General features: G+C 65.0%; 27 protein-coding genes. 17 read left to right on the top strand and 10 right to left on the bottom strand.

The window, feature by feature from the left end; genetic code table 11:
• The first annotated feature begins 79 nt into the window (after nt 1-79).
• Entirely contained in the window at nt 80-775 is a 696-nt protein-coding gene (locus HGK27_RS02185; RefSeq protein ID WP_206238389.1) for an OmpW/AlkL family protein, read from the top strand.
• Between the two features lie 262 nt (nt 776-1,037).
• Here the strand turns inward: HGK27_RS02185 and HGK27_RS02180 are convergent, their stop codons facing one another.
• The 9 genes from HGK27_RS02180 to HGK27_RS02140 all read right to left on the bottom strand — a co-directional run bounded on the left by HGK27_RS02180 (nt 1,038) and on the right by HGK27_RS02140 (nt 8,905).
• Complete coding sequence (locus tag HGK27_RS02180) at nt 1,038-1,736, bottom strand: Crp/Fnr family transcriptional regulator (RefSeq protein WP_206238387.1); 699 nt, start codon at nt 1,734-1,736, stop codon at nt 1,038-1,040.
• Between the two features lie 104 nt (nt 1,737-1,840).
• Entirely contained in the window at nt 1,841-2,614 is a 774-nt protein-coding gene (locus HGK27_RS02175; RefSeq protein ID WP_206238385.1) for a sigma-70 family RNA polymerase sigma factor, read from the bottom strand.
• Nucleotides 2,611-4,752, bottom strand: a complete 2,142-nt coding sequence (locus HGK27_RS02170; protein ID WP_206238383.1) for a flagellar biosynthesis protein FlhA — start codon at nt 4,750-4,752, stop codon at nt 2,611-2,613. The genes HGK27_RS02175 and HGK27_RS02170 overlap by 4 nt, the downstream gene beginning before the upstream one ends.
• A 10-nt stretch (nt 4,753-4,762) precedes the next feature.
• Nucleotides 4,763-5,710 carry a transglycosylase SLT domain-containing protein gene (locus HGK27_RS02165; RefSeq protein WP_241126783.1) on the bottom strand — a complete coding sequence of 316 codons (948 nt, stop codon included), beginning with the start codon at nt 5,708-5,710 and terminating at the stop codon, nt 4,763-4,765.
• Nucleotides 5,711-5,938: 228 nt separating this feature from the next.
• Nucleotides 5,939-6,340 carry a flagellar protein FlgN gene (locus tag HGK27_RS02160; RefSeq protein ID WP_206238381.1) on the bottom strand — a complete coding sequence of 134 codons (402 nt, stop codon included), beginning with the start codon at nt 6,338-6,340 and terminating at the stop codon, nt 5,939-5,941.
• On the bottom strand, nt 6,337-6,708 hold the full coding sequence (gene flgM, locus HGK27_RS02155; RefSeq protein WP_206238378.1) for a flagellar biosynthesis anti-sigma factor FlgM: 372 nt from the start codon (nt 6,706-6,708) through the stop codon (nt 6,337-6,339). The genes HGK27_RS02160 and flgM overlap by 4 nt, the downstream gene beginning before the upstream one ends.
• Nucleotides 6,709-6,874: 166 nt before the next feature.
• Nucleotides 6,875-7,405: a flagella basal body P-ring formation protein FlgA gene (locus HGK27_RS02150; protein ID WP_206238376.1), complete on the bottom strand. Its 531-nt coding sequence runs from the start codon at nt 7,403-7,405 to the stop codon at nt 6,875-6,877.
• A gap of 280 nt (nt 7,406-7,685) precedes the next feature.
• Nucleotides 7,686-8,153 (bottom strand): hypothetical protein, encoded by a 468-nt coding sequence (locus HGK27_RS02145; RefSeq protein ID WP_206238374.1) that lies wholly within the window; start codon nt 8,151-8,153, stop codon nt 7,686-7,688.
• Entirely contained in the window at nt 8,150-8,905 is a 756-nt protein-coding gene (locus HGK27_RS02140) for a MotA/TolQ/ExbB proton channel family protein (protein WP_206238371.1), read from the bottom strand. Before HGK27_RS02140 ends, HGK27_RS02145 begins: the two co-directional genes overlap by 4 nt.
• A 283-nt stretch (nt 8,906-9,188) precedes the next feature.
• On the opposite strand from HGK27_RS02140, the gene flgB reads away from it, so the two are divergent.
• The 14 genes from flgB (at nt 9,189) to HGK27_RS02070 (ending at nt 21,834) form a co-directional block, all read left to right on the top strand.
• Nucleotides 9,189-9,551 (top strand): flagellar basal body rod protein FlgB, encoded by a 363-nt coding sequence (flgB, locus tag HGK27_RS02135; RefSeq protein ID WP_206238369.1) that lies wholly within the window; start codon nt 9,189-9,191, stop codon nt 9,549-9,551.
• A 4-nt stretch (nt 9,552-9,555) separates the two neighbouring features.
• Complete coding sequence (flgC, locus tag HGK27_RS02130) at nt 9,556-9,966, top strand: flagellar basal body rod protein FlgC (RefSeq protein ID WP_206238367.1); 411 nt, start codon at nt 9,556-9,558, stop codon at nt 9,964-9,966.
• Nucleotides 9,966-10,328 carry a flagellar hook assembly protein FlgD gene (locus tag HGK27_RS02125; RefSeq protein WP_206238364.1) on the top strand — a complete coding sequence of 121 codons (363 nt, stop codon included), beginning with the start codon at nt 9,966-9,968 and terminating at the stop codon, nt 10,326-10,328. The genes flgC and HGK27_RS02125 overlap by 1 nt, the downstream gene beginning before the upstream one ends.
• 34 nt (nt 10,329-10,362) lie before the next feature.
• Complete coding sequence (locus HGK27_RS02120; RefSeq protein ID WP_206238363.1) at nt 10,363-11,175, top strand: flagellar hook-basal body protein; 813 nt, start codon at nt 10,363-10,365, stop codon at nt 11,173-11,175.
• Nucleotides 11,176-11,181: 6 nt separating this feature from the next.
• Nucleotides 11,182-11,931, top strand: coding sequence for a flagellar basal body rod protein FlgF (locus HGK27_RS02115; protein ID WP_206238361.1), 750 nt, complete (start codon nt 11,182-11,184; stop codon nt 11,929-11,931).
• A 55-nt stretch (nt 11,932-11,986) separates the two neighbouring features.
• On the top strand, nt 11,987-12,775 hold the full coding sequence (gene flgG, locus HGK27_RS02110) for a flagellar basal-body rod protein FlgG (RefSeq protein WP_206238358.1): 789 nt from the start codon (nt 11,987-11,989) through the stop codon (nt 12,773-12,775).
• An 82-nt stretch (nt 12,776-12,857) separates the two neighbouring features.
• On the top strand, nt 12,858-13,520 hold the full coding sequence (locus HGK27_RS02105; protein ID WP_206238356.1) for a flagellar basal body L-ring protein FlgH: 663 nt from the start codon (nt 12,858-12,860) through the stop codon (nt 13,518-13,520).
• Between the two features lie 89 nt (nt 13,521-13,609).
• The gene (locus HGK27_RS02100; protein ID WP_241127316.1) at nt 13,610-14,701 is read left to right on the top strand and encodes a flagellar basal body P-ring protein FlgI; all 1,092 of its coding nucleotides are present in this window, start codon (nt 13,610-13,612) and stop codon (nt 14,699-14,701) included.
• Complete coding sequence (locus tag HGK27_RS02095; protein WP_206238354.1) at nt 14,698-15,099, top strand: rod-binding protein; 402 nt, start codon at nt 14,698-14,700, stop codon at nt 15,097-15,099. Before HGK27_RS02100 ends, HGK27_RS02095 begins: the two co-directional genes overlap by 4 nt.
• 4 nt (nt 15,100-15,103) lie before the next feature.
• Complete coding sequence (flgK, locus tag HGK27_RS02090; protein ID WP_206238352.1) at nt 15,104-16,438, top strand: flagellar hook-associated protein FlgK; 1,335 nt, start codon at nt 15,104-15,106, stop codon at nt 16,436-16,438.
• Between the two features lie 10 nt (nt 16,439-16,448).
• Nucleotides 16,449-17,378, top strand: a complete 930-nt coding sequence (flgL, locus tag HGK27_RS02085) for a flagellar hook-associated protein FlgL (protein ID WP_206238350.1) — start codon at nt 16,449-16,451, stop codon at nt 17,376-17,378.
• 75 nt (nt 17,379-17,453) lie between these two features.
• Nucleotides 17,454-18,317, top strand: a complete 864-nt coding sequence (gene motA, locus HGK27_RS02080) for a flagellar motor stator protein MotA (RefSeq protein WP_068090782.1) — start codon at nt 17,454-17,456, stop codon at nt 18,315-18,317.
• 13 nt (nt 18,318-18,330) lie between these two features.
• Nucleotides 18,331-19,281 carry a flagellar motor protein MotB gene (locus HGK27_RS02075; RefSeq protein WP_206238348.1) on the top strand — a complete coding sequence of 317 codons (951 nt, stop codon included), beginning with the start codon at nt 18,331-18,333 and terminating at the stop codon, nt 19,279-19,281.
• A 114-nt stretch (nt 19,282-19,395) separates the two neighbouring features.
• On the top strand, nt 19,396-21,834 hold the full coding sequence (locus HGK27_RS02070; protein ID WP_206238346.1) for an HAD family hydrolase: 2,439 nt from the start codon (nt 19,396-19,398) through the stop codon (nt 21,832-21,834).
• Nucleotides 21,835-22,048: 214 nt separating this feature from the next.
• Here the strand turns inward: HGK27_RS02070 and HGK27_RS02065 are convergent, their stop codons facing one another.
• Complete coding sequence (locus tag HGK27_RS02065) at nt 22,049-22,957, bottom strand: flagellin N-terminal helical domain-containing protein (RefSeq protein WP_206238344.1); 909 nt, start codon at nt 22,955-22,957, stop codon at nt 22,049-22,051.
• Nucleotides 22,958-23,742: 785 nt separating this feature from the next.
• On the opposite strand from HGK27_RS02065, the gene HGK27_RS02060 reads away from it, so the two are divergent.
• Together HGK27_RS02060 and fliE are read left to right on the top strand one after the other, a co-directional pair.
• Complete coding sequence (locus HGK27_RS02060) at nt 23,743-25,092, top strand: sigma-54 interaction domain-containing protein (protein ID WP_206238342.1); 1,350 nt, start codon at nt 23,743-23,745, stop codon at nt 25,090-25,092.
• Nucleotides 25,089-25,481, top strand: coding sequence for a flagellar hook-basal body complex protein FliE (gene fliE / locus HGK27_RS02055; RefSeq protein ID WP_322099007.1), 393 nt, complete (start codon nt 25,089-25,091; stop codon nt 25,479-25,481). Before HGK27_RS02060 ends, fliE begins: the two co-directional genes overlap by 4 nt.

The following is a 25,481-nucleotide window of genomic DNA, read 5'->3' as shown; positions in this document are numbered from 1 at the left end:
GAGCAGCCCTCAACGCCGCGTGCTCATCACACATCCATCTCCGCACAGGGCGGGGAACGCGGCGGTGAGGACTTGAGACATGCGCACACTGACCAAACCCGCCGCCCTTCTGGCCGCCCTCGCGCTGGCAGCCATGGCCGGAACCGCTCAGGCCGATGACAGCGATCAGGGGCACTTTCAGGTCAAGGTGCTGGGCACCGCCGTGCTGGCCAGCGGCCATGTCACCAAGGTCAACAGCGATGCGGCGGGGCTGGTGGCAAACGGCGCGGTGACGGGCACCAAAGCCAATGACAATGCCGTGCCCACCATCGCGCTTGAGTATTTCTTCACGAAGAACATCTCGGTGGAAACGATCTGCTGCGTCACCGGCCATCATGTCACCATCGGCGCGGGCGCGGCGGCAGGTCAGGGCGCGATCGACGACGTGAAGATCATCCCCGCCACCTTCACCGCCAAATATCACCTGCCGCTGGGCCATGGCATCAAGCCCTATGCCGGCGTAGGCCCCGCGCTGTTCATCATGCTTTCGGATCAGCCCAGCGGTTTTGTGCAGGGTCTGGGCGTGACGCGGACCAAAATGTCGAGCGAGTTCGGCGTGGCGTTGCAGAGCGGTGTCGATATCGCGCTGGGCCATGGTTATGGGCTAAGCTTCGACGCCAAGAAGTATTTCGTCAGCACCAATGCGCATTTCTATGCGGGCGGCACCGAGGTTCTCAGCACGCGCAACCGGCTGGACCCATGGGTGGTGAGCGGCGGTATTAGCTATCGGTTTTGAAGGGATAAAAGGGAATAATGCGAGGGGGTTACCCCCTCGCGCTCCCATGAATGTCTACGTAGCGCATCGGGTTCGGCCACAGAGCAACATCGCTGCGCCGCAGGCAATAATCCCTACACAGTGCTATCGGTTTGAAGGCCTGCGGCGCCTCAGGTGGTGCAGGTGGAGAGCCTAAGCGCAACGAACGGGCGCCACTGCCGCTTCGTCGGAAGACGTCATGGGAGCGCGAGGGGATAATCCCCTCGCATCTTCTCTTCCTTCTTCAACCCGCCTCAGCGATCAACGCATGGCGGTCAGCGATCACCACCTCGCGGCGACTGGGCAGGTCGATCAGCCCCTCGGTCTTCAACCGGGTGAACTGGCGGCTGACGGTCTCGATGGTCAGGCCCAGAACGTCAGCGATCTGCTGGCGCGAGAAGGGCAGATGGAAGCGTGCGGCAATGCCGTCCCCCTCGCCCTCGCAGGTCAAAGGCGCCAAACGGTCAGACAGCTCGATCAGGAAGCTGGCGACCTTTTCGCTCGCCGATTTGCGGCCCAGCAGCAGCATCCAGCGGCGCGTGCGGTCCAGCTCGCCCAGCGTGCGCTGAAGCAGCTTGTGCTCAAGCTCGGGATGCTTGCGGGCGAAACCGTCGAAATCCACGCGGCTGAACACGCAGACCCGCGCATCGGTCAGAGCCGTCACGCCATGGTTGGTGGTGCCGCCAAAGGGCCGCCCGATAAAATCGCTGGGATAGACCACGCCCACGATCTGCTCGCGCCCGTCTTCCGTGCCGGTGGAGAGCTTGAGCACCCCCTCGATCACATTGGCAACGAGGACCGAATCCTCGCCCTCCCAGATCAGGCTTTCACCGGCGGCAAGATTGCGCCGCCGCCCGATGGTGTTGAGCGCGCTGATCTCGGATTCGTCCAAAGCCGAACAGATGGCTCTGTTCCGCACGACGCAAGTATCACATGAAGACATGGCATTGTGACATAGCAGTTCCGCCCTGCCGCGACAATGGGACGCGCCTTGATACTTAGGTCGCCCTTGGGGGTCGCGCCTCTCATCACAGCAGGCCGGAACAACTACATCACATCGGCAAGGCCACTCAGCGCGCTGCGCAGCTTGTCGATGGCCTGCGCCTTCAACTGATGCACGCGCGGGATGGAAACGTTCAGCACCTCGGCGATTTCGGCAAGGTTCAGCTCTTCCACGAAATAGAGCTGGATCACCATTTGCAGGCGCTCCGGCAATTCGCCGATGGCACCGGCAACGCTCTGCCGCAATTCCTCATCCTGCAACAGGGTGAAGCTGTCGGGCTGATCGTCGGCAAAGGCCATGGAGCTGTCGGAATAGGTCTCATCCAGCGCCTCGAAACGCAGCGGTTCCGACGACATGCGCAGCCCTTCCAGCTCGGCCAGAGTCATGCCCATTTCCTCGGCCAGCTCGGTGTCCTTGGGTTCGCGCCCCAGCCGGTTGGTGAGCAGCGTGTGCTTCTCACGCACCAGACGCCGCCGCTCGACGGCCCCGCGCGACAAGGGCACATGGCGGCGGATCAGATCGACCATCGCCCCCCTCACCCGCATCTTGGCGTAAGCGGCAAAGCCGTCCTCGCCTGGGCCATTGTGCTTTTGCGCGCATTCGGTGAGGGCAACAAGGCCCGCCTGCATCAGGTCTTCCACCTCGATCCCGTCGCGCCCGCCCTGCAAATGCCAGGCAAGACGGCGGACCATCGGCATGAAGCGGCGCACGCGGTCGCCCGGATCGTCGCCATAGGCCGCGGCGATGCGGCGCCCGCCGGGTCCTTTCAGCTGGATGGGGTTGGCGGCAGCGAGGAAAGGTTTGTGGTCGTGGATCATGCAGCCATACTCTCGACAGGGCTGGATGGATAAGCGGCGGAAGGCTGGTGGGTCAGCTGCGGCTGCTGCTGGGGCTGTTCGCCCACCACACAGATCACCTCCACCGGCTGGGTTTCGGGCAGTTCGGTGATCGACATCACCACGCAGCCGGGCGCACGCAGCTTGAGCAGCGCGGCCAGAGCCCGGCGCAGGCGCGGCTGGACGATCATCGCCACCGAAGAGGCCGAAGGACCGCGCTGAGCAACCACACCGGCGACACGTTCGCCAATGGTCCGCGCCAGATCGGGCTCGATCAGCGGCTGGTTGGTGACCGGATCGATCAGCCCCTGCGAAATCATCGCCTCCAGCGAGGAATCGAGGGTCACCACCGGCAGGCGCTCGTTGGGCGGGCAGATGCTGCTGACGATCAGACCGCCCAGATCGGCGCGGACCATATCGATGATGCGGTCGTGCTCCTGCGTGATCTGCACCGCCTGGGCGATGGACTGCAGGATCGGCAGCGGATGGGCGATGGAAATGCCGTCTTCCAGCAGGTTGCGCAGCAGGCGGGTCATGGCCGCCAGGCTGAGCGGGGTGGGATAGACGGTTTCCACCAGAGCCCCGGCGCGCAGCTTGAGCGCTTCGAGCAGGGTCTTGACCTCATCGGCGCCCAGCAGGGCATGGGCACGCTCGGCCATCATCTGGTTGAGATGGGTGGCGATCACGGTGCTGGCGTCAACGGTCAGATAGCCCTCGGCAATCGCCATATCGCGCAGCGGCGGGTCGATCCAGTAGCCGGGGCAGCCGAAGGAGGGATCGCGCGTCTCGATGCCGCGGATATGGGCCTGAGGATTGGCCTCGCCCGCATCGATGGCCAGCACCTTGTCGACCATCACCGTCGATCCGCCCAGCACCACGCCGCCCAGAATGATGCGATAGTCGCTGGGGCCCATATCGAGGCTGTCACGCACGCGGAACTGAGGGACGATGAAACCGAAGGTCTGCGAGAGCTGCTTGCGCACACCGGTGATGCGGCTGACGAGCGGCGCGCCGCGCTTTTCATCGACCAGCTGCACCAGCCCATAACCCAGCTCGACCGTGACGAGCGTATGGTCGGAGACCTCGCCCAGCGTGATCTTGCCGGGATCGGCGGGCGGCACGACGGGGGGCATAGCGGCGATGGCCTTGGCCAGCTTGTCGCGCTTGTTGAGCTTGCGCCAGATGAAGAAGGCGATGGCGGCGGCGGGCAGGAAGACGCGCTGCGGCATGGCCGGGATGAAGCCGATGGCACCCAGAATCAGCGCCACGGGCAGCCAGATGTCGGGGCTGGCGAACTGGCCGCCGATCTGGCCGGCCAGATTGCGCGTATCGTTCACACGTGTGACGATCACGGCAGCGGCGATGGAGAGCAGCAGCGCAGGCACCTGCGCCACAAGGGCGTCACCCACCGACAGCGAGATGTAGCGGCTGGCGGCCTCGCTGGCGCTCAGCCCGTGCGAGATCATGCCAAGGCAGAAACCGGCAATCACGTTCACGGCAAGGATCAGCAGGGCGGCAACGGCGTCGCCCTTCACGAATTTGGAGGCACCATCCATCGAACCGTAGAAATCGGCCTCGGTGGAGATTTCGCGGCGGCGGGCCTTGGCGTCCTCGGCACTCATCAGGCCGGCGGCCAGATCGGCGTCGATCGCCATCTGCTTGCCGGGCAAAGCGTCCAGGGTGAAACGCGCCGACACTTCCGACACGCGGCCCGCGCCCTTGGTGATCACCACAAGGTTGATGATCATCAGGATCAGGAAGACGAAGATGCCGACCGCGAAATTGCCGCCGATCAGGAATTCGCCAAAGGCCTCGATCACATGGCCGGCCGCCGCGCCGCCCTCATGCCCATGCACCAGCACCACGCGGGTGGAGGCGACGTTGAGCGCGAGGCGGAGCAGCGTGGCAAACAGCAGCACCGAGGGGAAAGAGGAGAAGTCCAGCGGCTTGGCCGCATTCATCGAGGCCATCAGCACCGCCACCGAAAGGGCGATGTTGAAGACGAAGAACACGTCGAGCATGAAGGCCGGGATCGGCACCACCATCAGCACGATGATGGTGAGAATGCCGGCCGGCAGCGCGAAGCTCTGCGGGCTGAAGGCGGTGAAGAGACGGTTCATCAGTGTTTCCTCACAGGCCCATGGATTTCAGGCGGCCATAGGCGGCGCGCACCGCGGCAGGCGCGGCACTGCCGTCACCCCCGCCACCGAAGACATTCTGAAGCGTATCGGCCATCGACAGCCGCGTGTTGCCGCCATCCCCCGCGCCGGAGCCATTGCCGGACGAAGCGGCAAAATCGCCGTCGCGGGCGGCAGCAAACTGCCGGGCCAGCGGGCCGCCCATCGTTGCCGGATCGGGCAAAGGTGCGGGAACCGTGGCTTCCGCCCAGCTCACGCCGCCGCCATAGGCGCCGTAGTTTGCCGTGGTCAGCGGATCGAAATTGCCGTCCTCGCTGTTCATCGCGCGGGTCATCTTGCCGCGCAGCAGGTCCATCACCTGACCCAGGCTGCGGGGCATGCCGCCGGGCGCGAAAAAGATCGCCTGATTGCTGGCCGCCGCCTTGGGGTTGATCGCCGCCGCGCTCTGCGTGGGATCGGCAGCCATGGCGGAGAGGAATTTCGTGGCGCCCTCGGCACCCAGAAAATGCGCCAGATACAACTCGCTGGCATCCGGCGTGCGGCCCAGCGCATTGGTCAGCGCCACCTGATTGTCGCCAGCAAGGCCCGCCGCCATCATCGCCGAAGCGTTGGGATCGTCGCGCATCGCCATCATCTGCGCGCGCGCCATGGGATCGGCCACCGAAGCACCCGACAGGCCAAGCATAGAGCCATGTTTTTGCAGCGTATTCAGCCAGGTCGCATTGGTGAACTGATACAGTCCGCGCGCGCTGGAGGTCGCCGCCTGGGCGCGCGGATCGAGGCTCGATTCCAGCTTCGCCTGAGCGAGAAGATAGTTGAAGTCCACGCCGCTGGCCCCTGCCGCGCGGGCAATGGCCGCGCGCGAGGCATCACGCTGCGAGGACGGGTCCGTGGCGATGGAGGCGGCCCATTGGGCGCCTGTCAGATCTGGCTGGCTCAAGCCCTGCTCCCGAAACAAAGGGTTCCGAAAACAATTTAAGCAAGCCGCGTGCCAATTTCTAATTTTTGCCGCCCGAACCGCAGCTCAAGGGCGAAAAAACTGCAGGGGCGCTCAAAGGTTGTTTGAAAATCCGGCGAAAGAACCGGATTTTGCGGCACCGACCCGCTCTGAACATGCGCATTCGCGCATGTTCCAAACAATCCCAAGCGTCGCCCCGCCTCTGGCAGATCAGGCGCGCGCGCCGGTGTAGGTGTAGGCAGGCACGCCCTGGGGCCGCAAGGCCTGCCCCGTCTGTGCCTTGTAGAGAGCGGCACCGCCCGACAGCGCGCTGAGCCGCGCCGCGACATTGGCGGCAATCAGGTTGCGCAGCTGGCGGTTCACCTCGTTGAGGCGGCGCGCGGCATCGATCAGCCCCCGCGTTTCCTCGTCGATATGGTCATCGCCGGCAGCTTCAAGCTCTTCGCACAGGACATATTTGTCATGAGCGCAGCCCATGATCGAATCCATGTCCATGCCGGTCAGCGCTTCCCGCTCATGCCGCAGCAACTCGATCATACGACGCAGCGTGTCGCTGCGCGAGATCGGGTCGCGGGTCAGAAGAGCGCTGGAACCGGCAAACTGATGCTTCATTTGTTGATCCTCAGCAACATGCCCGCGGCGATCATGGCATCGCCGATCTTGGTCGGGACGAGGGGGTAATTACCGTCCTCGATCGCCTTTTTGATGGTGGCGACGCGGTCGGTATCGACGGGCGCCGCCCCGGCGCTCGCCTGTGTGGAGGTCACCACGGCCTGAGCGCTGGTGGCGCTGGTCGCGGCGGCGGTGCTGGCCGACACTTGCGTGTTGGCAGCCAGATTGACGCTCGCGGAGTTGGCCGTGGCCGCCGCGTTGGCGTCGGTGTTCAGCGACAGCCGGGATTCGGTCGCACCGACCTGCTGCACGCTTAAATCAACATTGTAGCCCGAACCGAGGCCGGGGCCGGATGCGATGCTCGACATGGTTCCGCTCCTTGCGTTTCCACTGTCAAGAACGGTGCCGCACCGCGGCTTTTAAGGCAAACAACAAATTCGGACGGCAGTTTTTGACAAGTCCCGACAGCGAACGGCAAATTCTTGCGGCAAGAAGCTGCCGTCACCCGCCGCGCCCGCTTTTCGGGCCCGTCCATCACTCTTCCAGCGGCACTTCGACCTCGCCCGGGCGCACGATCCGCGCGCGGATCGCATCGCTCGTCTGGCCCGGCTGGCGGTTGCCCGCATGCACCGAGCGCACCCGGATCCACTCGCCCACGGCGCCGGCTTCCATGGCCTCGCCCGGCTGGGTGACGGCAAAACCGTCCCCGGCCACCGCAATGGTCACCGCCTCGCCGCGCATGATGGCCGGCGTGGAGGAAACCGCAGCGGCAGGCGCCGCGCGCACCGGCACGAACAGGTGCCAGCTGCCCGGATCAGGGCATTCCACCACCAGCGAGTCATGGCGTGAGGCACGCCACGACACGCTCAGCGGCGAACGGCAAGCGGCAAGCCGCAGCCGCCGGTCAACCGGCAAGGTAGCGCCGCCCGTGCCGCCGATGGGCACGCCGGTGAAGGCAGCCACCTCGCGGTCGATCGCGGCAGGATCAGTGTAGGCGCCTTGCGCCATGGCGGAGCCGGCAGCCAGCAAGGGCAGCACAGCCATCAATTTTAGAGACAGTCGCATCGTTTGTGGCCCTGACATGATAAGGGACAGGATTATGGTCAGGATCAAGCAATCTTCGTGCCATATTTTGGGGAGGAAGAAGGAAGAGAAAATGCGAGGGTGTTACACCCTCGCGCTCCCGGGTTCTGTCAGCATCGCGCTTCGGGTTCAGCCTTGGGGAAGGTCGCCGCGTCGCAGGCAATCATCTCGGGATTTCATGCCTACGGCGCTTGAGGTGGAGAGCTCAGGCGCAAGGATCGACCTGCCCCCTCGCCTTTCCCTGCTATTGTCCTGAAAAACCTTACTGCGGCTGCCCACCCAGATCATAGGCGAGCGAGGCGAGCACCTCGGACGGCGCCCCGGCCGCTTCAGGCTCCATGATGATCCGCGCCTTCTGGCCCATGGCTCCCGCCTCCTGAGTCAGCCGGGCGATGTTGACGATCGCATGGGACTGCGCCTCGGGCGGATAGCGCAGGGTGATCGTCAGGCGCTGGCGGCTGTCCGGCTGCTGACTGGCGAGCCATGCGTCGATGCCGGGGCCACCGGGCGCCTCACGCCAGATCGCCAGCGGCTGCGCGCGCGTGGGATCAACCAGATCGGGCGCGGATTTCGGCGGCGGCGGAGGGGGCGGCGGGGGCGCCGGATGGGCCTGAGCCGCCTTGCCTGCGGGCTCCGTGGGCTCGGCCATGGCGGCGGCGGTCACCATAAAGAGGATCAGCGAGAGGTCGGCCAGCAGCGTCTGCCAGCCTATGCCGCCGCGAATGCTCACGCCTGACCGCCCGGCTGAACAAGACGCGGCGACGGCACCGGACCGTCCGCGCGGGAGGCGCGCTCACCGCGCCCATGGCTTTCGCGGCTTGGCGGGGTGGCGCCATTGCCGCCGGGCGTGGCCTCGGCGATCTCGGCCTCCAGCCAGTGGGCCAGCGCCTGACGGGCCTTGTCCTCATGGATCATGCGGCGCTCGACAAGGCGGGCCAGCGGGGCCAGCACAAGGTGCGCGAGGATCAGACCATAGAGCGTGGCATGCACCGCCATGCCGATGGCGCCCATATAGGCGCTGCGGTCCACACCATTGGCGGGCAGGCGCGAGAGCGAGATCAGCGTGCCGCCCAGCCCGAAGACCGGCGCCAGCTCGGCAGAGAGGCCCAGCGTGTTGACCGCGGCGATGGCCGGGGCAAGGCGCTTCTGGCGCGCCTGTTCGAGCAGGCCCTTCAGACCGGCGGTGGAGCGCTGGGTGATCATGGTGGCGATGGCGCTGTCGAATTCGGGGTCGCCGACGCGGCGCGGCTCGGCGCGCAGCAGGCCGTCGCGCTGCATGTCCTGAAGCGCGCGGGCGACGCGGCCGCGCATGGCCTCGGCATCGAAGGGGCGCGAGAGGCCAAAGGTCTGCCCCAACGCGCCGCCCAGTTGGGAGATCATAGACCGCCAATCGGCCCATCCCGCCCGCAGGAAGGTGGCCAGCACCGTCCCGCCCAGCACGATGGCCAGGGTGGAGGGGTCGATCATCGAGGAAAAGTTCATGATCCGCGCGCAGTCCTGATTGCAATTCAAGGTGGATTCTAGAGGCCCTGATCCGCCCCGGCAACCAGGAGAACGGGGCTTTTCAGGGGCTTTTCAGCATCTGGCCGAAGATTGCCGCCTTCCGGCAAACACTTGCCGCATGCCCTGCACTCCGCCCGGCAGCCATGCCCGAAGCGCGGAAAATTTACGATGCGCCGCCGCTTTTCCCACAATTGGCACGGCCTTTGCTTTTCCATGAGGGACCGGCCCTGCCTGGGCCTTAGGAGCTTGAACGAGACCGCCGATGAGTGACGCCGCCAACAACACCAGCCTTTTTGGCATTCATGGCATGGCGCTCGAACTGCGTTCGCAGCGTATGGGCATGCTGACCTCCAACATCGCCAATGCCGCGACGCCCAATTACAAGGCGAAGGACATCGATTTCACCGCCGCCCTCAAATCCGAGATGAGCGGCACCAACATCGATGCCGCCACCGCGAAGAACACGCAGTTCCGCGTGCCGGTGATGCCCAGCCTGGATGGCAACACCGTGGACCTCAACACCGAGCAGGTGGCCTTCTCGCAGAATGCGATGGGCTATTCGACCTCGCTCTCTTTCATCAGCGGCCGCGTGAACACCATCACCCGCGCGATCAAGGGGGAGTAAGCCGATGCCCACCTCTGGCAATCTGAACATCTTCGACGTCGCCGGGCGCGGCATGTCGGCGCAGATGGTGCGTATGAACACGGCGGCCTCCAACCTGGCCAATGCCGGCGCGGTCTCCAGCAGCGAGGCTTCCACCTACCGCCCGCTGCGCGCGGTCTTCGCCCAGCAGCTCGATGCGGCCAACGGCCTGTCCACCGTCAATGTGGCGGGCGTGGTGCGCACGGCGGCCACGCCCCTGAAAGAACACAATCCCAACCATCCCTTGGCGGATGCCAACGGCGATGTCTTTACCGCCCCGGTCGATGAAAATGCCGAGATGGTCGAGATGCTCGATTCCTCGCGCCAGTATTCCAATCTGGTCGAGGCCCTGTCCACCGCCAAGCAATTGATGCTCGACACTGTGAGGATGAAATAATGACAACCGTTTCCTCGACAAATTCCACCAGCTCGACATCCACGTCGAGCACCAGCAGCACGGCTTCGTCGAACACGACGCTGGGCCTCAACGATTTCATCAGCCTGCTGACCACGGAACTGCAGAATCAGGACCCGACCCAGCCGCAGGACAACACGCAGATGATCGCGCAGATGGCGCAGTTCTCGACGCTGTCGGCAACGACCACGATGAGCGACACGCTGAGCGGCATCTCGGACAAGCTGGACAAGATCCTGGCCGCCCAACAGGCCGCCGCCACCGGCACCACCACGGCCACCACCAGCACCGACACCACCGGTTCGACCTCGACCGACACGTCGTCCAGCGGCGCCACCGCCTGATTTTCCGCTCCATTTCACAAGAAGGCAGAAACCCATGTCCTATTACACTTCGCTGACCGGCCTGAAGAACGCCTCTCAGGAACTGAACGTCATTTCGAACAACCTCGCCAACGCCGAAACCACCGGTTTCAAGAAGAGCGACATCAACTTCTCCGACATCGTCGGCGCCAGCAGCTATTCGAACGCCAAGACCCAGGTTGGTCTGGGTTCGCTGGTGCAGTCGGTCGCTCAGGACTTCACCACCGGCAGCGCCAAGCAGACCGGTTCGGCGCTGGACCTGATGGTCAACGGCAACGGCTTCTTCACCGTGGTGGCGCCCACCACGGGCCAGGTGCTCTATACCCGCAACGGTAACTTCACCACCGACGGTTCGGGCAACATCACGGACTCGAGCGGCAACAACGTCCAGATCATGGCCTATGACTCGACGACCGGCACCTATGCCACCACGCCCAGCAACGGCCAGCTGCCCATCACCAATGCCGCAGGCTCGGCCTATACCGGCGTGCAGGTGAAGGACGATGGTTCGATCGTCGCCGCTTATGCCGATGGCAGCACCACCACGGTCGGCAAGGTTGCGCTGGCCAGCTTCGTTTCGCCCACCGGCCTGAAGGAAATGGGCAGCCAGCAGTGGGAAGTGACCGGCCTGTCGGGCCCCGCCACCTATGGCGTGCCTTCCTCGGGCGGCAATGGCAGCATCCTGTCGGGCACGCTGGAACAGTCGAACGTCGACACCGCCACCGAAATGGTCGGGCTGATCACCGCCCAGCGCTATTTCCAGGCCAACGCCAAGGCGATCGACACGAACACCCAGATCTCCGACGCCGTCATCAACCTGCGCAGCTGATAAACCATGGACCGGCTGATCTACACCGCCATGTCGGGCATGACCGACTCGATGAACCGCCAGCGGGTCATCGCGTCGAACATGGCCAACGCCCAGACCGTGGGTTTTCGCGCCGATATGATCGCCTCCACGCCGGTGACCCTCAAGGGCCCGGCGCTGGAAGCCCGCGCGATGTCCGACGGCGAGGTGCGCAGCGCCGACATGACGCCCGGCACGGTCAGTGCCACCGGCAACCCGCTCGACATCGCCATGCAAGGCACGGATATGATGGCGGTGCAGGCCAACGACGGGACCGAGGTCTACACCCGCAGGGGTGATCTCTCGGTCTCGCCGACCGGTGTGCTGACCAATGGCGATGGCCTGCCGGTGATGGGCAATGGCGGCCCGATCACCGTGCCGGTGGATGCCAAGCTGAAGATCGGTCCGGATGGCACGATTTTGGCCGTGGACCCCACCAACCCCAATCTGCAGCCCAGCGTGGTGGACAAGATCAAGATCGCCAGCACCGCCGGCAGCCAGATCGCCAAGGGTCTGGACGGCCAGTTCCGCGTGGTTGGCGGCGGCATCCTGCCCGCCGACGACAATGCCCAGGTGAGCGTCGCGGCGCTCGAAGGGTCGAACGTCAGCGCCAGCCAGGTGATGGTGGACATGCTTCAGGCCCAGCGCCTGTTCGACATCCGCACCAAGCTGCTCTCCACCGCCAAGGATATGGACCAGTCGGGCACCAGCCTGCTGCGCCAATCTGCCGGGTCGTAATGCCTGCCGGCTCCTAAGCTCTGCCGGTCCTCAAGGTTTATAGAAAGGTTCTGTCATGTCCGCTTCCGCACTTCAGGTCGCCCGCACCGGGCTCGATGCTCAGGACACGCGCATGCGCGTGATCTCGAACAACCTCGCCAACGTCAACACCACCGCCTTCAAGCGTGACCGCGCCAATTTCGCGACGCTGACCTATCAGGACATGCGCGTTGCGGGCCAGCAGAACACCTCGCAGAACAATTACGCCACCGGCCTGAACCTGGGCACCGGCGTGCAGATCCAGGGCACCTCGCGCCAGGAAGAACAGGGCACGCTGGACACCACCGGCAATGCCTATGACCTGGCCATCCAGGGCGACGGCTATTTCCAGGTGCTGCTGCCCACCGGCCAGTTCGCCTACACCCGCGCCGGCAATTTCTCGCTGTCGTCGCAGGGCGAAATCCAGACCTCGGACGGCTATCCGATCCAGCCCGCCATCACCATCCCGCAGGGCTCCACCTCGGTGACGATCGGTTCGGACGGCACGGTCTCGGCGATCCCGCCTGCCGGCGGCAATGCCGTGCAGGTCGGCCAGATCACCATGGCCACCTTCCCCAATGCGCAGGGCCTGCAGTCCATCGGCGGCAACATGCTTCAGGAAACCACCGCCAGCGGCACCGCGCAGATCGGCACGCCGGGCGTGCAGGGCGTGGGCACGATCAAGCAGGGCGCTCTGGAAACCTCCAACGTCAACATCGTGACCGAGCTGGTCGACATGATCGAGTGTCAGCGCGCCTATGAGATCAACTCCAAGATGATCTCCTCGGTCGATGACATGCTCAAGAACGCCAACCAGACCCTGTAAGCCCGGAGCATCGTGCGAAAAAGCGGGAACCGGTTTTTCGCGCACAACGATGCGGCAACAAAGACTCAAGGTGAGACTGACAATGCGTGCCTTTTCCCTTATCGGCCTGTCCATGGCCAGCGTGCTGGCCCTGCTGCCCGCCGCCGCCATGGCCGGCAAGCCGCCCGCCGGCTTTTCCGCCACCACCCCGCCGCCACCCGCGCCGCGCGTGGCCGACGGATCGATCTTCAACGCCTCGATGGGCTACAGCTCATTGGTGACGGGGGCGCAGGCACGCGTGGTGGGCGATGCGGTGACGATCCTGCTGATCGAAACCACCAGCTCGTCCAAGACCGCCAACACCAAAACCCAGCGTTCGGGCAGCGCCAGCATCACCCCGCCGACGCAGGGACCCTTCGCTCTGAACCCCAATGCCCTTAATGCTTCGAGCGGTTCGTCGTTCAATGGTCAGGGCAACACCGCCCTGACAAGTACCTTCACCGGAACGATCGCTGTCACGATCGCCGAGGTGAGATCGAACGGCACCGCCTTGGTGCGTGGAGAAAAGCGCATGTTGCTGAGCCAGGGTCAGGAGTGGATCCAGTTTTCTGGAATTCTGCGCCTGAACGACATCAGCATGGACAACACCGTGCCCTCGAGCCGGATCGCCGATGCCCATATCGAATATGCGGGCAATGGCGCCATCACGCGCAGCGCGCGCGAGGGCTGGCTTTCGCATTTCTTCAACATCATCAGCCCGTTCTGATGGAGACTTGTCCCATGTCCGCCGTTTTCCCGCCCAGATCCGATCATAAGCGCCCCATGGCTACCCGCGTGTTTCACGCGCTGCGCACCATGCTGCTGGCGCTCGCCGTGCTGGCCGTTCCCGCCCTTGCTCCAACGCTCGCTCATGCCGAGCGTATCCGCGATCTGGGCACCTTCCAGGGCGTGCGAAGCAACCAGCTGACCGGCTATGGCGTCGTGGTGGGCCTCTCCGGCTCGGGCGACGACAATCTGGAATATGTCACCTATGCGATGAAGGGCGTCTCGGGCCGTATGGGTCTGAACCTGCCGCTCAACATCTCGCCCAACCTCAAGAACACCGCGGCGGTGATGATCACCGCCGATCTGCCCGCCTTCACCAAGCCGGGCCAGCGCATCGACATCACCGTCGCGGCGATCGGCAAGGCCACGAGCCTGCGCGGCGGTTCGCTGGTGCTGGCGCCGCTCTATGGTGCCGATGGCAAGATCTATGCGATGGCACAGGGCAACCTGGCCGTCGGCGGTCTGGGCGTGACGGCGAAGGACGGTTCGCAGCTGTCGGTCAACGTGCCCACCGTGGGCCGCGTGGCCGAGGGGGCGACGGTGGAACGCGCGGTCGACACCGGTTTTGAAACCTCCGACGTGCTGCGCTGGAACCTCTTCACCGCCGATTTCCTCACCGCCCAGCGCGTGCGCGATGCCATCAACCGCCACTGGCCGGGCATGGCCGCCGCCGACGATGCCGTCAGCGTCTCGCTTCACCTGCCGCCGGGCGCCGACACGCGTTCGGGCATCATGGCCGCCATCGAGATGCTCGATGTCGTCCCCGCCGAAGCGCCCGCCAAGGTGATCGTCAACAGCCGCACCGGCACGGTGGTGATCAACAGCGCAGTGCGCCTCTCGCCCGCTGCCGTCAGCCACGGCAAGCTGGTGGTGCGCATCGATGAGAAACGCAATGTCTCGCAGCCCGGGCCCTTCTCCAATGGCCGCACGGTGGTGACACCCAGCAGCCAGATCAGCGCCAGCGAGGAAACCGCCCATATCGCGCTGCTGCCCAAGGGTGCCTCGCTCTCGCGCATTGTCGACGCGCTCAACCTGCTGGGCGTGACCCCGTCCGATCTGGTGGCGATCCTTGAGGCGCTCAAGCAGGCCGGTTCTCTCAAGGCCGAGATGGTGGTGATATGACGGATATTTCCGCCACGGCGGCCAGCGCGGCCTCTTCGGCTCTGGGCGGCACCTCGCCCGGCGTCGGCGGCATCACCGATGCCAAGAAGCTGCATGAGGTCTCCCAGCAGTTCGAGGCGATCTTCGTGCGGCAGATGCTGGCCGAATCGCGCAAGACCAATCTGGGCGACGAGCTGTTCAGCGGCCAGGGCATGGATACCTTCCGCGAGATGCAGGAACAGACCATCGCCACGGCCACCAGCAAGAGCGGCGGCCTGGGCTTTGCCAAGCTGATCGAGAAGAAGCTGGCCAGCCAACTGCATATCGGCAGCGGCGCCACCACCACCTCCGGCGCGACAAGCAGCGCCTCCAGCGCCGTTTACGGTGCAAGCACCAACGCACTCGGAAAGAAGGACTGACGCCATGGCATCCGATATGCTGAGCATTGCCGCCAGCGGCACCCGAGCCGCCCAGGCAGCGCTGAACGTCACCTCGCAGAACATCGCCAACGTCAACACCGACGGCTATGTGCGGCGCTCGGTCACGCAGGCCGATGTGGCCTCCACCAACACGATGGGCACCAGCTACGGCGTGGTCACGCTGGGCGGTGTGCGCGTCACCGGCACGGTGCGCGATGTCGATGCCTTCCAGCAGAGCGAAGTGCGCCGCACCGGCTCGGATGCCTCGCGCGCCGACACGCTGGTCACCGGCCTCACCAATGTGAACGACGCGATCGACAATTCGGGCCTGTATGACTCGATCACCGCCTATCAGACCGCGCTCTCCAAGCTGTCCGCCAGCCCCACCGACAGCTCGCTGCGCGCCAATGCGCTGGAAGCCGGCCGCACGCTGGCCCAGAGCTTCAACCAGGCCAGCAGCGCGCTGACCGCCACCAAGTCCGGGCTGGTGCAGGGCGCCACCGCCGGTGTGTCGCAGGTCAACACGCTGGCCACCTCGCTGGCAAAGCTGAACAACACCATCGCCCAGACCCCCGATCCCAGCGCTCAGGCCGATCTGCTCGATCAGCGCGACAACATCCTGCAACAGCTCAGCCAGTATGGCGACATCACCTCCACCATCGCCAGCAACGGCACGGTGCAGGTGCAGATGGGCGGCACGAGCGGCCCCGTGCTGGTCTCGGGCAGCACCGCCAACACGCTGGCGATGAGCCAGGATTCGACCGGCGCCATCAGCTATACGGTCGGCGGTTCGGCGCTGTCGCTTTCGGGCGGCTCGCTGGCCGGCCAGCAGCAGGCGATGACCGCCGCGATCAGCGCCGGCTCCACGCTGGACGGCATCGCCAACAATCTGATCTCCACCGTCAACACCGCGCAGAGCAATGGCGTGGCGCTGGACGGCACGCAGGGTCAGGCGATGTTCTCGGGCTCGGGCGCAGCGGGGATCACGCTGGCGCTCACCTCGGGCAGCCAGATCGCCACGGCGCCCTCGGGCTCGGCGGCGAACAGCAGCGATGCCAGCAACCTCAATTCGATGATCTCCTCACTCAAGTCGGTGGACATCGCGGGCCAGACCAACAATCTGATCCTGACCACCTCGACCGCAGTGTCGAGCAACACCACCACGCGCGATGCGCTCGATGCGATCTACAGCAATGCCCAGAGCACGCTGTCGGCCCAGTCGGGTGTCAGCCTGGACGATGAGGCGGCCAATCTGGTGCGCTATCAGCAGGCCTATCAGGCTTCGGGCAAGGTGATCCAGGTCGCCCAGACCCTCTTCAACCAACTCCTGCAGATCTGAGGACCTTACCATGACCTCCATCAGCACCAGCGCCTTCTACAATCTGTCCATCGCCAACATGGACAAGATCACCCAGGCGACCCAGAATCTGAGCCAGCAGCTGTCCACCGGCAACAAGCTGACCCATTCCTACGACGACCCTGTCGCCGCCGCGCAGATGCGCACGATGCAGGCCGCCGATACGCTGTCGACCGCCGATACGGCCAATGCCAGCGCCGCCAAGGCCAGCCTGTCGCTGACCGACAGCACGCTGAGCCAGTTCACCAACATCATCACCCAGATCCAGACGCTGGCGACCCAGGCGGCATCGGACACCACCAACACCACCGACAAGGCCAACATCGGCACCCAGATCAGCGCCTATTACCAGCAGCTGGTGGACCTTTCGAACACCAAGGACAGCTACGGCAACTATGTGTTCTCGGGCACATCGGGCAGCACGCCGGCCTACACGCAGGATTCCAGCGGCAATGCCACCTACACCGGTGGCAGCAGCGCCAGCGCCATCTCGCTGGGCGGCAGCCTCTCGGTCACCCCTTCGGTGACGGGCCCCGAGGTGATGGACTTCACCACCAGCGGCGGCGTGAGCGGCAATCTGCTCACCACCGTCAAGACGCTGGCCGATCAGCTGACGGCGGGCACCGCCACTTCGGATACGATGAACGCCAGCGGCGGCACCTTCGATCAGCTCACCGCCGCGCTCAACCAGGTGTCCGCCACGCAGACGGTGGTCGGCGCGCGCTCGGCCTGGATCACCACGGCCACCACGGTGCAGACCACCGCGCAAACCGCGCGCACCAGCACGGAAGCCACGGTGGGCGGCACGGATTACACCACGGCAACCGCTCAGCTCTCGCAGCAGATGCTGGCGCTCAGCGCCAGCCAGGCCAGTTTCGCCAAATTGTCGAGCATGAGCCTGTTCACCTACATCAACAATTGATACCTACCCCTGTGCCCGGCCCATGCGGGGGGCGGACACAGGGCGCATCTGACGTTTCTTCCAGGGGGTTGCTTAATGTTTCCGATCATCGGCCTTGTCGTCCTGTTTGGTGCCGTGTTTGGCGTGTTCGCCATGACCGGCGGCGCGCTGGGCCCGGTCTTCGAAGCCATTCCGCACGAAGTGGCGACCATTGGCGGCGCGGGTATCGCGGCGCTGGTCATCGGCAATGACATGCATGGATTGAAAGCGCTGGGTGGGGGCTTCGGCAAGGTCTTCAAGGGGCCCAAGCATAACAAGCAGGACCATATCGACGTTATCGCGCTGACCACCAAGCTGATGAAGCTGCTGCGCACCGAAGGCCCGGTCGCCATGGAAAGCCATGTGGCGGCGCCCAAGGATTCGCCGATCTTCGCGGAATATCCGCGCCTGCTGGCCAATCATGAACTCACTGACCTGATCTGCGACACGCTGACGCTGATCGTGGTGTCCTCCGGCACGCTGGAGGTGCATGCGGTGGAAGATGTGATGGACAATGCCATCAAGACCCACCTCACCGCGCTCGACCACCCCCAGCACGCCATTCAGGGCCTGGCCGACGCGCTTCCGGCTCTCGGCATCGTGGCCGCCGTGCTGGGCGTGGTCAAAACCATGGGCTCGATCGACAAGCCGCCCAGCGTGCTGGGCGCGATGATCGGCTCGGCTCTGGTCGGCACCTTCATGGGCGTGATGCTGGCCTATGGCATCGTCGCCCCGATGGCCGGTCGCCTGAAACAGGTGAACGAGGCCGACGAGCAGATCTTCCACGCCGTCAAGCAGGTGATCATCGCCTCGCTGCATGGCTGGCCCCAGCCGCTGGTGGTCGAAAGCGCGCGCTCGGGCCTGTCCCACGATTTCCGCCCCGGCCTTTCCGAACTGCTCGACGCGCTGCGTGGCCGCTAAGGGGGGCTGATCCATGGCTCCCCCAAAAAAGGGCAACAAGCAGGACATCCCTGCCCCGATCATCGTCAAGAAGGTCACCATCGTGGCCGCCGGCCATCACGGCGGCGCATGGAAGGTGGCCTATGCCGACTTCGTGACCGCGATGATGGCCTTCTTCCTGCTGATGTGGCTGCTGGGCGCCACCACCGAAAAGCAGCGCAAGGGCATCGCCGACTATTTCACCCCCACGCTGATGAAGATCCGCCAGGGCGGCGCAGGCTCGAACGGGCTGCTGGGCGGCTCCTCGATGGTCGATGCCGACAAGATGCCGCATCGCGCGGGCCAGACCGGCCAGCGCCCGATGACCATCCCGCGTGACGCCACCGGCGGCATGAAGGAAGGCGCCAACCAGATCAAGAAGGCCAGCCAGGTGCAGCAGCGCCTGCAGCAGCAGCTCAACGCCAGCGAGAAGCTTAAGAAGCTGTCGCGCGTGCTGAAGGTGACGGTGACGCCCGATGGCATCCGCATCGATCTGATGGATGATGCTGATTTCTCGATGTTCCAGCTGGGCACCACCGTGCTGACCCCCGATGCGGTGGAGCTGCTGGCGGCGATCTCTCACGTGCTCAAGACCGAGACCGGCGATCTGACCATTCGCGGCCATACCGATGCGCTGCAATGGCGCACCAACGGTCTGGTCAACAACTGGTCGCTCTCGGCAGGGCGCGCCGAGTCCACCCGCCAGCAGATGATGCGCGACGGGCTGGGCGAGGACCGATTCCGCCGCATCGAGGGCGTGGCTGACCGCGAACCGCTGATTGCCGACAATCCTTCCGATGCGCGCAACCGCCGCATGTCGCTGCTGCTGGCCAATGATGTGACCCCGCCGACCGACCATGGGCCTGAAAAGCCTGATGAAAAGGGCGCGGACAAGGCCCCCGCCAAAGCCGCTCCGGCCCCTCACGAGGCCAAGCCGGGCCACTGACAGGCGTTTCTACCTAGAAACAGGTGAAGCACCGCTTCACCTTGTTTGCTTACCTCTCGGCAAGCTAAAGTTCTGCCATTCCGGCGGAGTGCTTTCAGCCTGCCGAGAGCCAGCATGAACGCGCCGATCACACCCAACGCCTTCGCCAAAACCGCCGCGCCCTCTGCCGATCCGGCGCGCGTGGATCTGCTGCCGCATGAGCTGCCGCAGGCCATCGACTGGTTTCCGCAGGCCAGGGTTCTCAGCCTCGACTGTTTCGACACGCTGCTCTGGCGCGACACTCATGCGCCCGGCGATGTGTTCACCACCCTGCCCGGCATCAACCCCGTGCAGCGCCGCTGGGCCGAGGCGATCGCCCGCAAGGTGATGGGCTTCGGTCACAACCGCAACGAGGTCTCGATCGGCGAGATCTACAGCCAGCTGATGCCCCGCACCCCGCAGGCGACGCGCGACACCGCAATCGCCGCCGAGCTGGAAGCCGAGGCGCAGGCCTGCTTCGCCTTCGCGCCCGCCGTCGAGCTGATGCGCCGCGCCAAAGCACGCGGACTGCAGATCATCATTGTCTCCGACACCTATCTCGACGCCCCCCAGCTGCGCGGCCTGATCGAGCGCGCCGCCGGAACGGAGGTGGCCGCGCTGATCGATCGCATCTTCGTCTCCAGCGCCTATGGCCAGCCCAAGGCGCTGGGCCTCTACCGCGAGGTGCTGCGCAAGCTTTCGGCCAAGCCGCATGAAATCCTGCACATCGGCGACAATCACGGCGCCGATGTGGTGGGCGTGAGCGCCCATGGCGTCTCGACGCTCCATCTGAAACAATTCAGCACCGAGCTGACCCAGCAATTGCGGCTGGAAGCCGGGATCGGCGCCATGCTTCATCCGATCAGCAAGGCCGTCACCGCCGCCCAGCCGCATCGCGCTGCGCTGGCGCTGGCCCTGCCGCAGCAGGACAATGCGGCGGCACGCCTCGGCATGGCGGTCATGGGGCCGATCCTCACCGGCTATGATATGTGGCTGCGCCAGGAGGCCGAAGCACTGTCCGCAAAGCACGGCGGGCGCGTCCACTACCTGTTCCTGATGCGTGACGGCTGGCTGCCGATGCGGATGCATGCCGCGCGCGGCGATGCCTCAAGCACAAGCTTCACCGCCCATCCCATCGAAATCAGCCGCTTCACCGCCACGGCCGCCAGCTTCACCGACGAAGCTGAGGTAACCCGCTATTGCGATCAGGAGGCCACCACTCTGGCCGGCTCCCTGGGGCGCCAGCTGCTGCTGCCGGCCGAGGATCTCGCGCGGATCTGTGACACGGCAACCCATGAGGAAGCCTGCGCCAACCTGCGTCAGGAGATGCGCAAGACCGCGCGCAAGCGTGCCACCGTCGCGGCCTCTCGCGCTTTTGCCAAAAGGCTGATCGCGCATGTGCGAGCCGTGGTCGATCCCGCGCCGGGCGACACGCTGATGCTGGTCGATCTTGGCTACAACGGTTCGGTGCAGAACAGCATCGACAGGGTGCTGGCCGAAGCGCTCGATGTCCATGTCGCGGGCCGCTATCTGCTGCTGCGCGAGGTCAACATGCCCGGCCTCGACAAGCGCGGCTTCCTCGATGTCAGCCATTATGACGATTTCGCGCTCAATGCGCTGACCGCCAGCGCCTCGGTGCTGGAACAGCTGTGCACCACCGGCATGGGCTCGGTGATCGACTACACCGAAGCCGGTGATCCCATCCGCCGCACCAATGACATCTCGCCCGAACAGGCCGCGATCCGCCAGGCCGTGCAGGAAGGCGCCATCGCCTTTGCCCATGCCCAGCCGCATGCCACGCTGCGTGGCGACTGCGGGCGTGATCCGGTCGATCTGTGGCGCCAGGCGACGACCTCGGCGATGGCACGGCTGATGTTCATGCCGCTCGACCACGAGCTGGCGGTGATCCAGGGCTTCGAGCATGAGGTCAATCTGGGGAGCATGGAGCATCGCGCTCTGTTCGATCCCGCTCTGGCGCGCACCGGCCTGCGCCAGCAGGGCCTGTTCTACCTCAACAGCTCCGAGCGCATGTATCTGCCCGCCGAGCTGAAGGGCGAAGGGCTCGCCCCGCGGCTGACGGTGCTGGCGATGCGGCGCTTCGGCCTGCCCTTCAGCTTCGCGGATTTCACCGACAAGACGGTGGAACTGCCGGTGATCTTCGCCGACAACCAGACCAACGGGGTCTTCGAACAGACCATCGCGGCCAGCGCCACGCATGACGGCTTCTATGTCGCGGCGGTCCCCATGGGTGAGGCACGCTACGGCGTTGCGCTCAGGCTTGGCGCCAAATTCGAATGGGTGGAGCTGGACAGCGTCAGGATCATGCCTCAGGCGGATTTCCTGAGCGAACATCTGCCCTTCGTCGAGCGGCACATCACCCCCGAACCTTTGCTGGAAGGGATCGAGCGCGTGACGCCGCGCCTGCTGCGCTGCCACAATGAGGCAGGCTTCCTGATGGTCAACCCGCCCGCACAGGTCGCGCGGCGCGAGCCCTTGATCCTGCTGGTGGCCTTCCGCCCGCTAACGGACGACTGAACCTTAAAAAGCGCGCGCCTTTTCGCGCCCTTCTCACAAACGCCAGCGCCCGGCTCCCCCTTGGGGGACCGGGCCCAAGCCTTGAAAACCGCCAAACCCCGACTCCCTTGTGGGAGCCGGGGTTTGGGTTTTGGGCGCAGCCACCGGGCACGGTGGCCGCACAAGGCATGGCCGGGTCGAAGAGCGGGAACGCCCCCCCGGCCCGACCAAACTCTTACTTCAGCAGGGTCAGCACGTTCTGCTGGCTCTGGTTGGCCTGAGCGATCATCGCGGTGGAAGCCTGCGAGAGGATCTGGGCCTTGGCCATGGCGGTCGATTCTGCCGAGTAGTCGGTGTCCTCGATGCGCGAGCGTGCCGCCGAGAGGTTGGTCACGCTGTTGGTCATGTTGTTGACCGACGACTGCAGCTGGCTCTGGCCGGCGCCGAAGCTGGCGTCCACCTTGGCGACATTGGCCAGCATCGAGTCAACGTTGTCGATGGTCTTGAGCGCGTAATCCGCGCCATGGCCATCATAGACCCCGCCCGTGACATTGTCATTGACCTGGAAGCCCGTGACCGTTGCAGTGGTGCCCGTGTAGCTGGCCGTGGCGGTGCCGAACTGCGAGCTGTCGAAATCGCTCGCGGTGATCTTGATCTGGTCGGTGGTCAGGTTGTTTGCACCGGCCTGGATGTTGAAGCTGACGCCCGAACCCGAAGCGCCCGCCGAGGACGAGAAGAGGTTCACGCCGTTGAACTTGGTCGAGGTGATGATGTTGCTGATCTGGCCGGTCAGCGAGGTCACTTCCTGCTGCATCTGATCGCGGTCGGTCGACGAATAGGTGCCCGAGGACGACTGCACGGCCAGCTCACGAATGCGCTGCAGCATGTTGGTGACTTCCGTCAGCGAACCTTCAGCGGTCTGAGCTAGCGAGATGCCGTCATTGGCGTTCTTGATGCCCTGGTTCATGCCGTTGATCTGGCTGGTCATCGACGTCGCGATGGCCAGGCCGGCAGCGTCGTCCGAAGCCGAGTTGATGCGCAGACCCGTCGACAGGCGCGTCATCGCCTGGCTGGTCATCGCAGCTGCCGAGTTCGAAGCGGCAGTGGCCTGAAGGGCATTCACGTTGGTGTTGATAACAGTCATGGTCTACTCCGTTCGAAACCCGTTGGTGTTCTGTTCAGCCCGCCGACCCGTTTCGACCTGGCTGCCAGCCCCTAGAGCGGATGGCCGGTGGAAAATTTAAGGGCCCTGTTTTGCCCCGGGATCGACATCGCTGTTCGAGCGTTCGCGCACTCGGCCAACCGGCATCGGTCAACCGGCCAGCAGATGCCGGTCAGATCTTGCCTGCCATGGGCTGCCGGCCAGAGGGTGCCGGCCACACACGGCCAGCCGCTGCCGGTCATCCCTTGCCGATCATCACGGGCAGAATGTGGCCGGGCCGGATGCGCGCGCCGGTGATCGCGGCGTGAGGCCGCGGCGATGCTCGCAGAATGCAGGGAAAGGTGTCAGCGCCGAAGCGGCATGCGTAGCGGCAGGTCCTCGCCGCCCATGCCGGAATCCAGCAAACGATTGCGCCGCGAATCGGACAAGGTCTGCCGGATGATTCTTGCCGCCCCAAAAGGGGACCGATTCGCCCCGGACCTTTCCGCGGCGTTAACGATCATTACCCGTTCAGGCCCGTTTTGCCCCCTCTGACCCCCAGCCCTCGCGGCACGTACACACATGAAACGGCAGGTTCAGGGGTTTTTTAAGGGCTAAAGTGAAAAAAGTTTCCGTTATTTTTCAATTATCTAAGATTTTTCTCGAATGAATCTTCGGCCCTCCGGGCAAAATCTGTAGTTTTACGAGTACTTAATTTTCCGGCTCCTTGGGCGTTTGCGGGCCAAAAGACCCTCACTGAGATGGTTAATCAGGGGGCACACCGAACCATGGACGCGATCGAGTTCACCACGGCTACCGCAAAGGCGCATGCGCCACTGGTCCAGCGCGCAGCTGCGATCATCGCAGCGGTGGGCCGGGCACAGCCGATCTGGCTCGCCGACGCCGGTGAAGCCGCCACCATGGCCCCTGCCGGCCATCACCGCATCCTGCTGGACCGCAGCGCGCAGCCCGCCATCGCGGCTCTGCCTGCACCGCGCGGCGAGCGCCATTTCGCTCTGAGCTACACCGACCCTGTCAGTGACTCGAGCCTGGCCGCCCTGATCGCCTGCGCCACCCGCCCCGGTGCGCCCATCGCTGCCGATCCCGAAAGCATCTCGATCCTGGCTCTGGCCGAGCGTCTCGCCGCCAGCGACATCCCCGTGCTGATCGGCGGCCCCACCGGCACGGGCAAGGAAGTGCTCAGCCGCTTCATCCACGACCGCAGCCCCCGCGCCAAGGGCCCCTTCGTGGCCGTCAACTGCGCGGCCATGCCCGAAGCCATGCTTGAGGCGCTGCTGTTCGGCCACACCAAGGGCGCCTTCACCGGCGCCACCCAGGCCAGCGAAGGCTTCTTCCGCGCTGCCGATGGCGGCACGCTGCTGCTCGACGAAATCGCCGAAATGCCGCTGACGCTGCAGGCCAAGTTGCTGCGCACCCTTCAGGAAGGCGAGGTCGTCCCCATCGGTTCGACCCAGCCGATCAAGATCGACGTGCGCATCATCGCCGCCGCCAACCGCGATCTGCCCACCGAAGTGGCCGAAGGCCGCTTCCGCGCCGACCTTTTCTACCGCCTCAACGTCTTCCCCCTCGCCCTGCGCGCCCTGCGTGAGCGTCTGGACGATATCGCTCCGCTGGCTTTCGCTCTGGCCCTGCGCCACACGCCCAAGACCGCCACGGCGATGCCCTGGATCAGCGACGGCGCCCTGGCCATGCTGCGCATGCATGGCTGGCCCGGCAATGTCCGCGAGCTGGAGAATGTGGTGCGCCGCGCCCTGCTGCTGGCCGATACGGGCAGCAAGGGTGGCCGCATCGAGATCCGCCCGGAACACATCCATTTCGACAGCCCGGCCCGTCTGGTGGCGATGCCCGCCGCCGTGGCCGCCCCTGTCACTGCGCCCGCCGCGCCCGAAAGCGCCTCGGTCACCCCGATCGAGGATGTCCGTCAGGGCCGCCGCCTCGCCGGCATCGTGCAGGCTTCGGAAGCCAAGGCGATCATGGAAACGCTGGCCGCCTGCAACGGCAGCCGCGTCGCCGCCGCCCGCGCGCTGGGGATTTCGGAAAGGACGCTGCGCTACCGCCTCGCATCCTTCCGTGACGCCGGCATTCCCGCCACCGCCTTCGCTGGAGGCCGCCGGTGAGCAGCATCTCTCCTGTCGGCGGCGTCAGCTATAATGGCGGCGGCATTGCCGAGATCATGGCCCTGCGCCAGCAGATCATCTCACGCTCCACGGTGCTTCAGCAGGTGCATGCACCGCAGGCGGCATCGAATGTGCAGGCGGCCACCGCAACCAACGCCAATGGCGCCACCAGCGGTTTCGCCAATGCGCTCAACGATGCGCTGGGCGGCGTCAACGCCAGCCAGATGCGCGCCGAAACCCTGTCCTCGGATTACGAGCAGGGCAAGACACAGGACGTCGCCAAGGTGATGCTGGCACGTCAGGAAGCGCAGGTCGGTTTCGAAGCCACCCTGCAAGTCCGCAACAAGCTGCTGTCCGCCTATCAGGACATCATGAAGCTGGGGGTCTAA

The sequence above is a fragment of the Novosphingobium terrae genome (assembly GCF_017163935.1).
GTDB lineage: Bacteria > Pseudomonadota > Alphaproteobacteria > Sphingomonadales > Sphingomonadaceae > Novosphingobium > Novosphingobium terrae.
Note: the sequence above shows the minus strand (reverse complement) of the source record. Positions and strands in the feature narration are given on the sequence as shown.

Bases quoted from the DNA above. Each gene is read 5' to 3' on its own strand.
- HGK27_RS02070 (WP_206238346.1), top strand. From the start codon at position 19,396: ATGAACGCGCCGATCACACCCAACGCCTTCGCCAAAACCGCCGCGCCC.
- HGK27_RS02185 (WP_206238389.1), top strand. From the start codon at position 80: ATGCGCACACTGACCAAACCCGCCGCCCTTCTGGCCGCCCTCGCGCTG.
- HGK27_RS02095 (WP_206238354.1), top strand. From the start codon at position 14,698: ATGACGGATATTTCCGCCACGGCGGCCAGCGCGGCCTCTTCGGCTCTG.
- flgL (WP_206238350.1), top strand. From the start codon at position 16,449: ATGACCTCCATCAGCACCAGCGCCTTCTACAATCTGTCCATCGCCAAC.
- flgC (WP_206238367.1), top strand. From the start codon at position 9,556: ATGCCCACCTCTGGCAATCTGAACATCTTCGACGTCGCCGGGCGCGGC.
- HGK27_RS02115 (WP_206238361.1), top strand. From the start codon at position 11,182: ATGGACCGGCTGATCTACACCGCCATGTCGGGCATGACCGACTCGATG.
- HGK27_RS02180 (WP_206238387.1), bottom strand. From the start codon at position 1,736: ATGTCTTCATGTGATACTTGCGTCGTGCGGAACAGAGCCATCTGTTCG.
- HGK27_RS02125 (WP_206238364.1), top strand. From the start codon at position 9,966: ATGACAACCGTTTCCTCGACAAATTCCACCAGCTCGACATCCACGTCG.
- flgK (WP_206238352.1), top strand. From the start codon at position 15,104: ATGGCATCCGATATGCTGAGCATTGCCGCCAGCGGCACCCGAGCCGCC.
- HGK27_RS02100 (WP_241127316.1), top strand. From the start codon at position 13,610: ATGCTGCTGGCGCTCGCCGTGCTGGCCGTTCCCGCCCTTGCTCCAACG.
- HGK27_RS02160 (WP_206238381.1), bottom strand. From the start codon at position 6,340: ATGAAGCATCAGTTTGCCGGTTCCAGCGCTCTTCTGACCCGCGACCCG.
- flgG (WP_206238358.1), top strand. From the start codon at position 11,987: ATGTCCGCTTCCGCACTTCAGGTCGCCCGCACCGGGCTCGATGCTCAG.
- flgB (WP_206238369.1), top strand. From the start codon at position 9,189: ATGAGTGACGCCGCCAACAACACCAGCCTTTTTGGCATTCATGGCATG.
- motA (WP_068090782.1), top strand. From the start codon at position 17,454: ATGTTTCCGATCATCGGCCTTGTCGTCCTGTTTGGTGCCGTGTTTGGC.
- HGK27_RS02140 (WP_206238371.1), bottom strand. From the start codon at position 8,905: ATGAACTTTTCCTCGATGATCGACCCCTCCACCCTGGCCATCGTGCTG.
- HGK27_RS02060 (WP_206238342.1), top strand. From the start codon at position 23,743: ATGGACGCGATCGAGTTCACCACGGCTACCGCAAAGGCGCATGCGCCA.
- flgM (WP_206238378.1), bottom strand. From the start codon at position 6,708: ATGTCGAGCATCGCATCCGGCCCCGGCCTCGGTTCGGGCTACAATGTT.
- HGK27_RS02170 (WP_206238383.1), bottom strand. From the start codon at position 4,752: ATGAACCGTCTCTTCACCGCCTTCAGCCCGCAGAGCTTCGCGCTGCCG.
- HGK27_RS02175 (WP_206238385.1), bottom strand. From the start codon at position 2,614: ATGATCCACGACCACAAACCTTTCCTCGCTGCCGCCAACCCCATCCAG.
- HGK27_RS02150 (WP_206238376.1), bottom strand. From the start codon at position 7,405: ATGCGACTGTCTCTAAAATTGATGGCTGTGCTGCCCTTGCTGGCTGCC.
- HGK27_RS02065 (WP_206238344.1), bottom strand. From the start codon at position 22,957: ATGACTGTTATCAACACCAACGTGAATGCCCTTCAGGCCACTGCCGCT.
- HGK27_RS02075 (WP_206238348.1), top strand. From the start codon at position 18,331: ATGGCTCCCCCAAAAAAGGGCAACAAGCAGGACATCCCTGCCCCGATC.
- HGK27_RS02105 (WP_206238356.1), top strand. From the start codon at position 12,858: ATGCGTGCCTTTTCCCTTATCGGCCTGTCCATGGCCAGCGTGCTGGCC.
- HGK27_RS02120 (WP_206238363.1), top strand. From the start codon at position 10,363: ATGTCCTATTACACTTCGCTGACCGGCCTGAAGAACGCCTCTCAGGAA.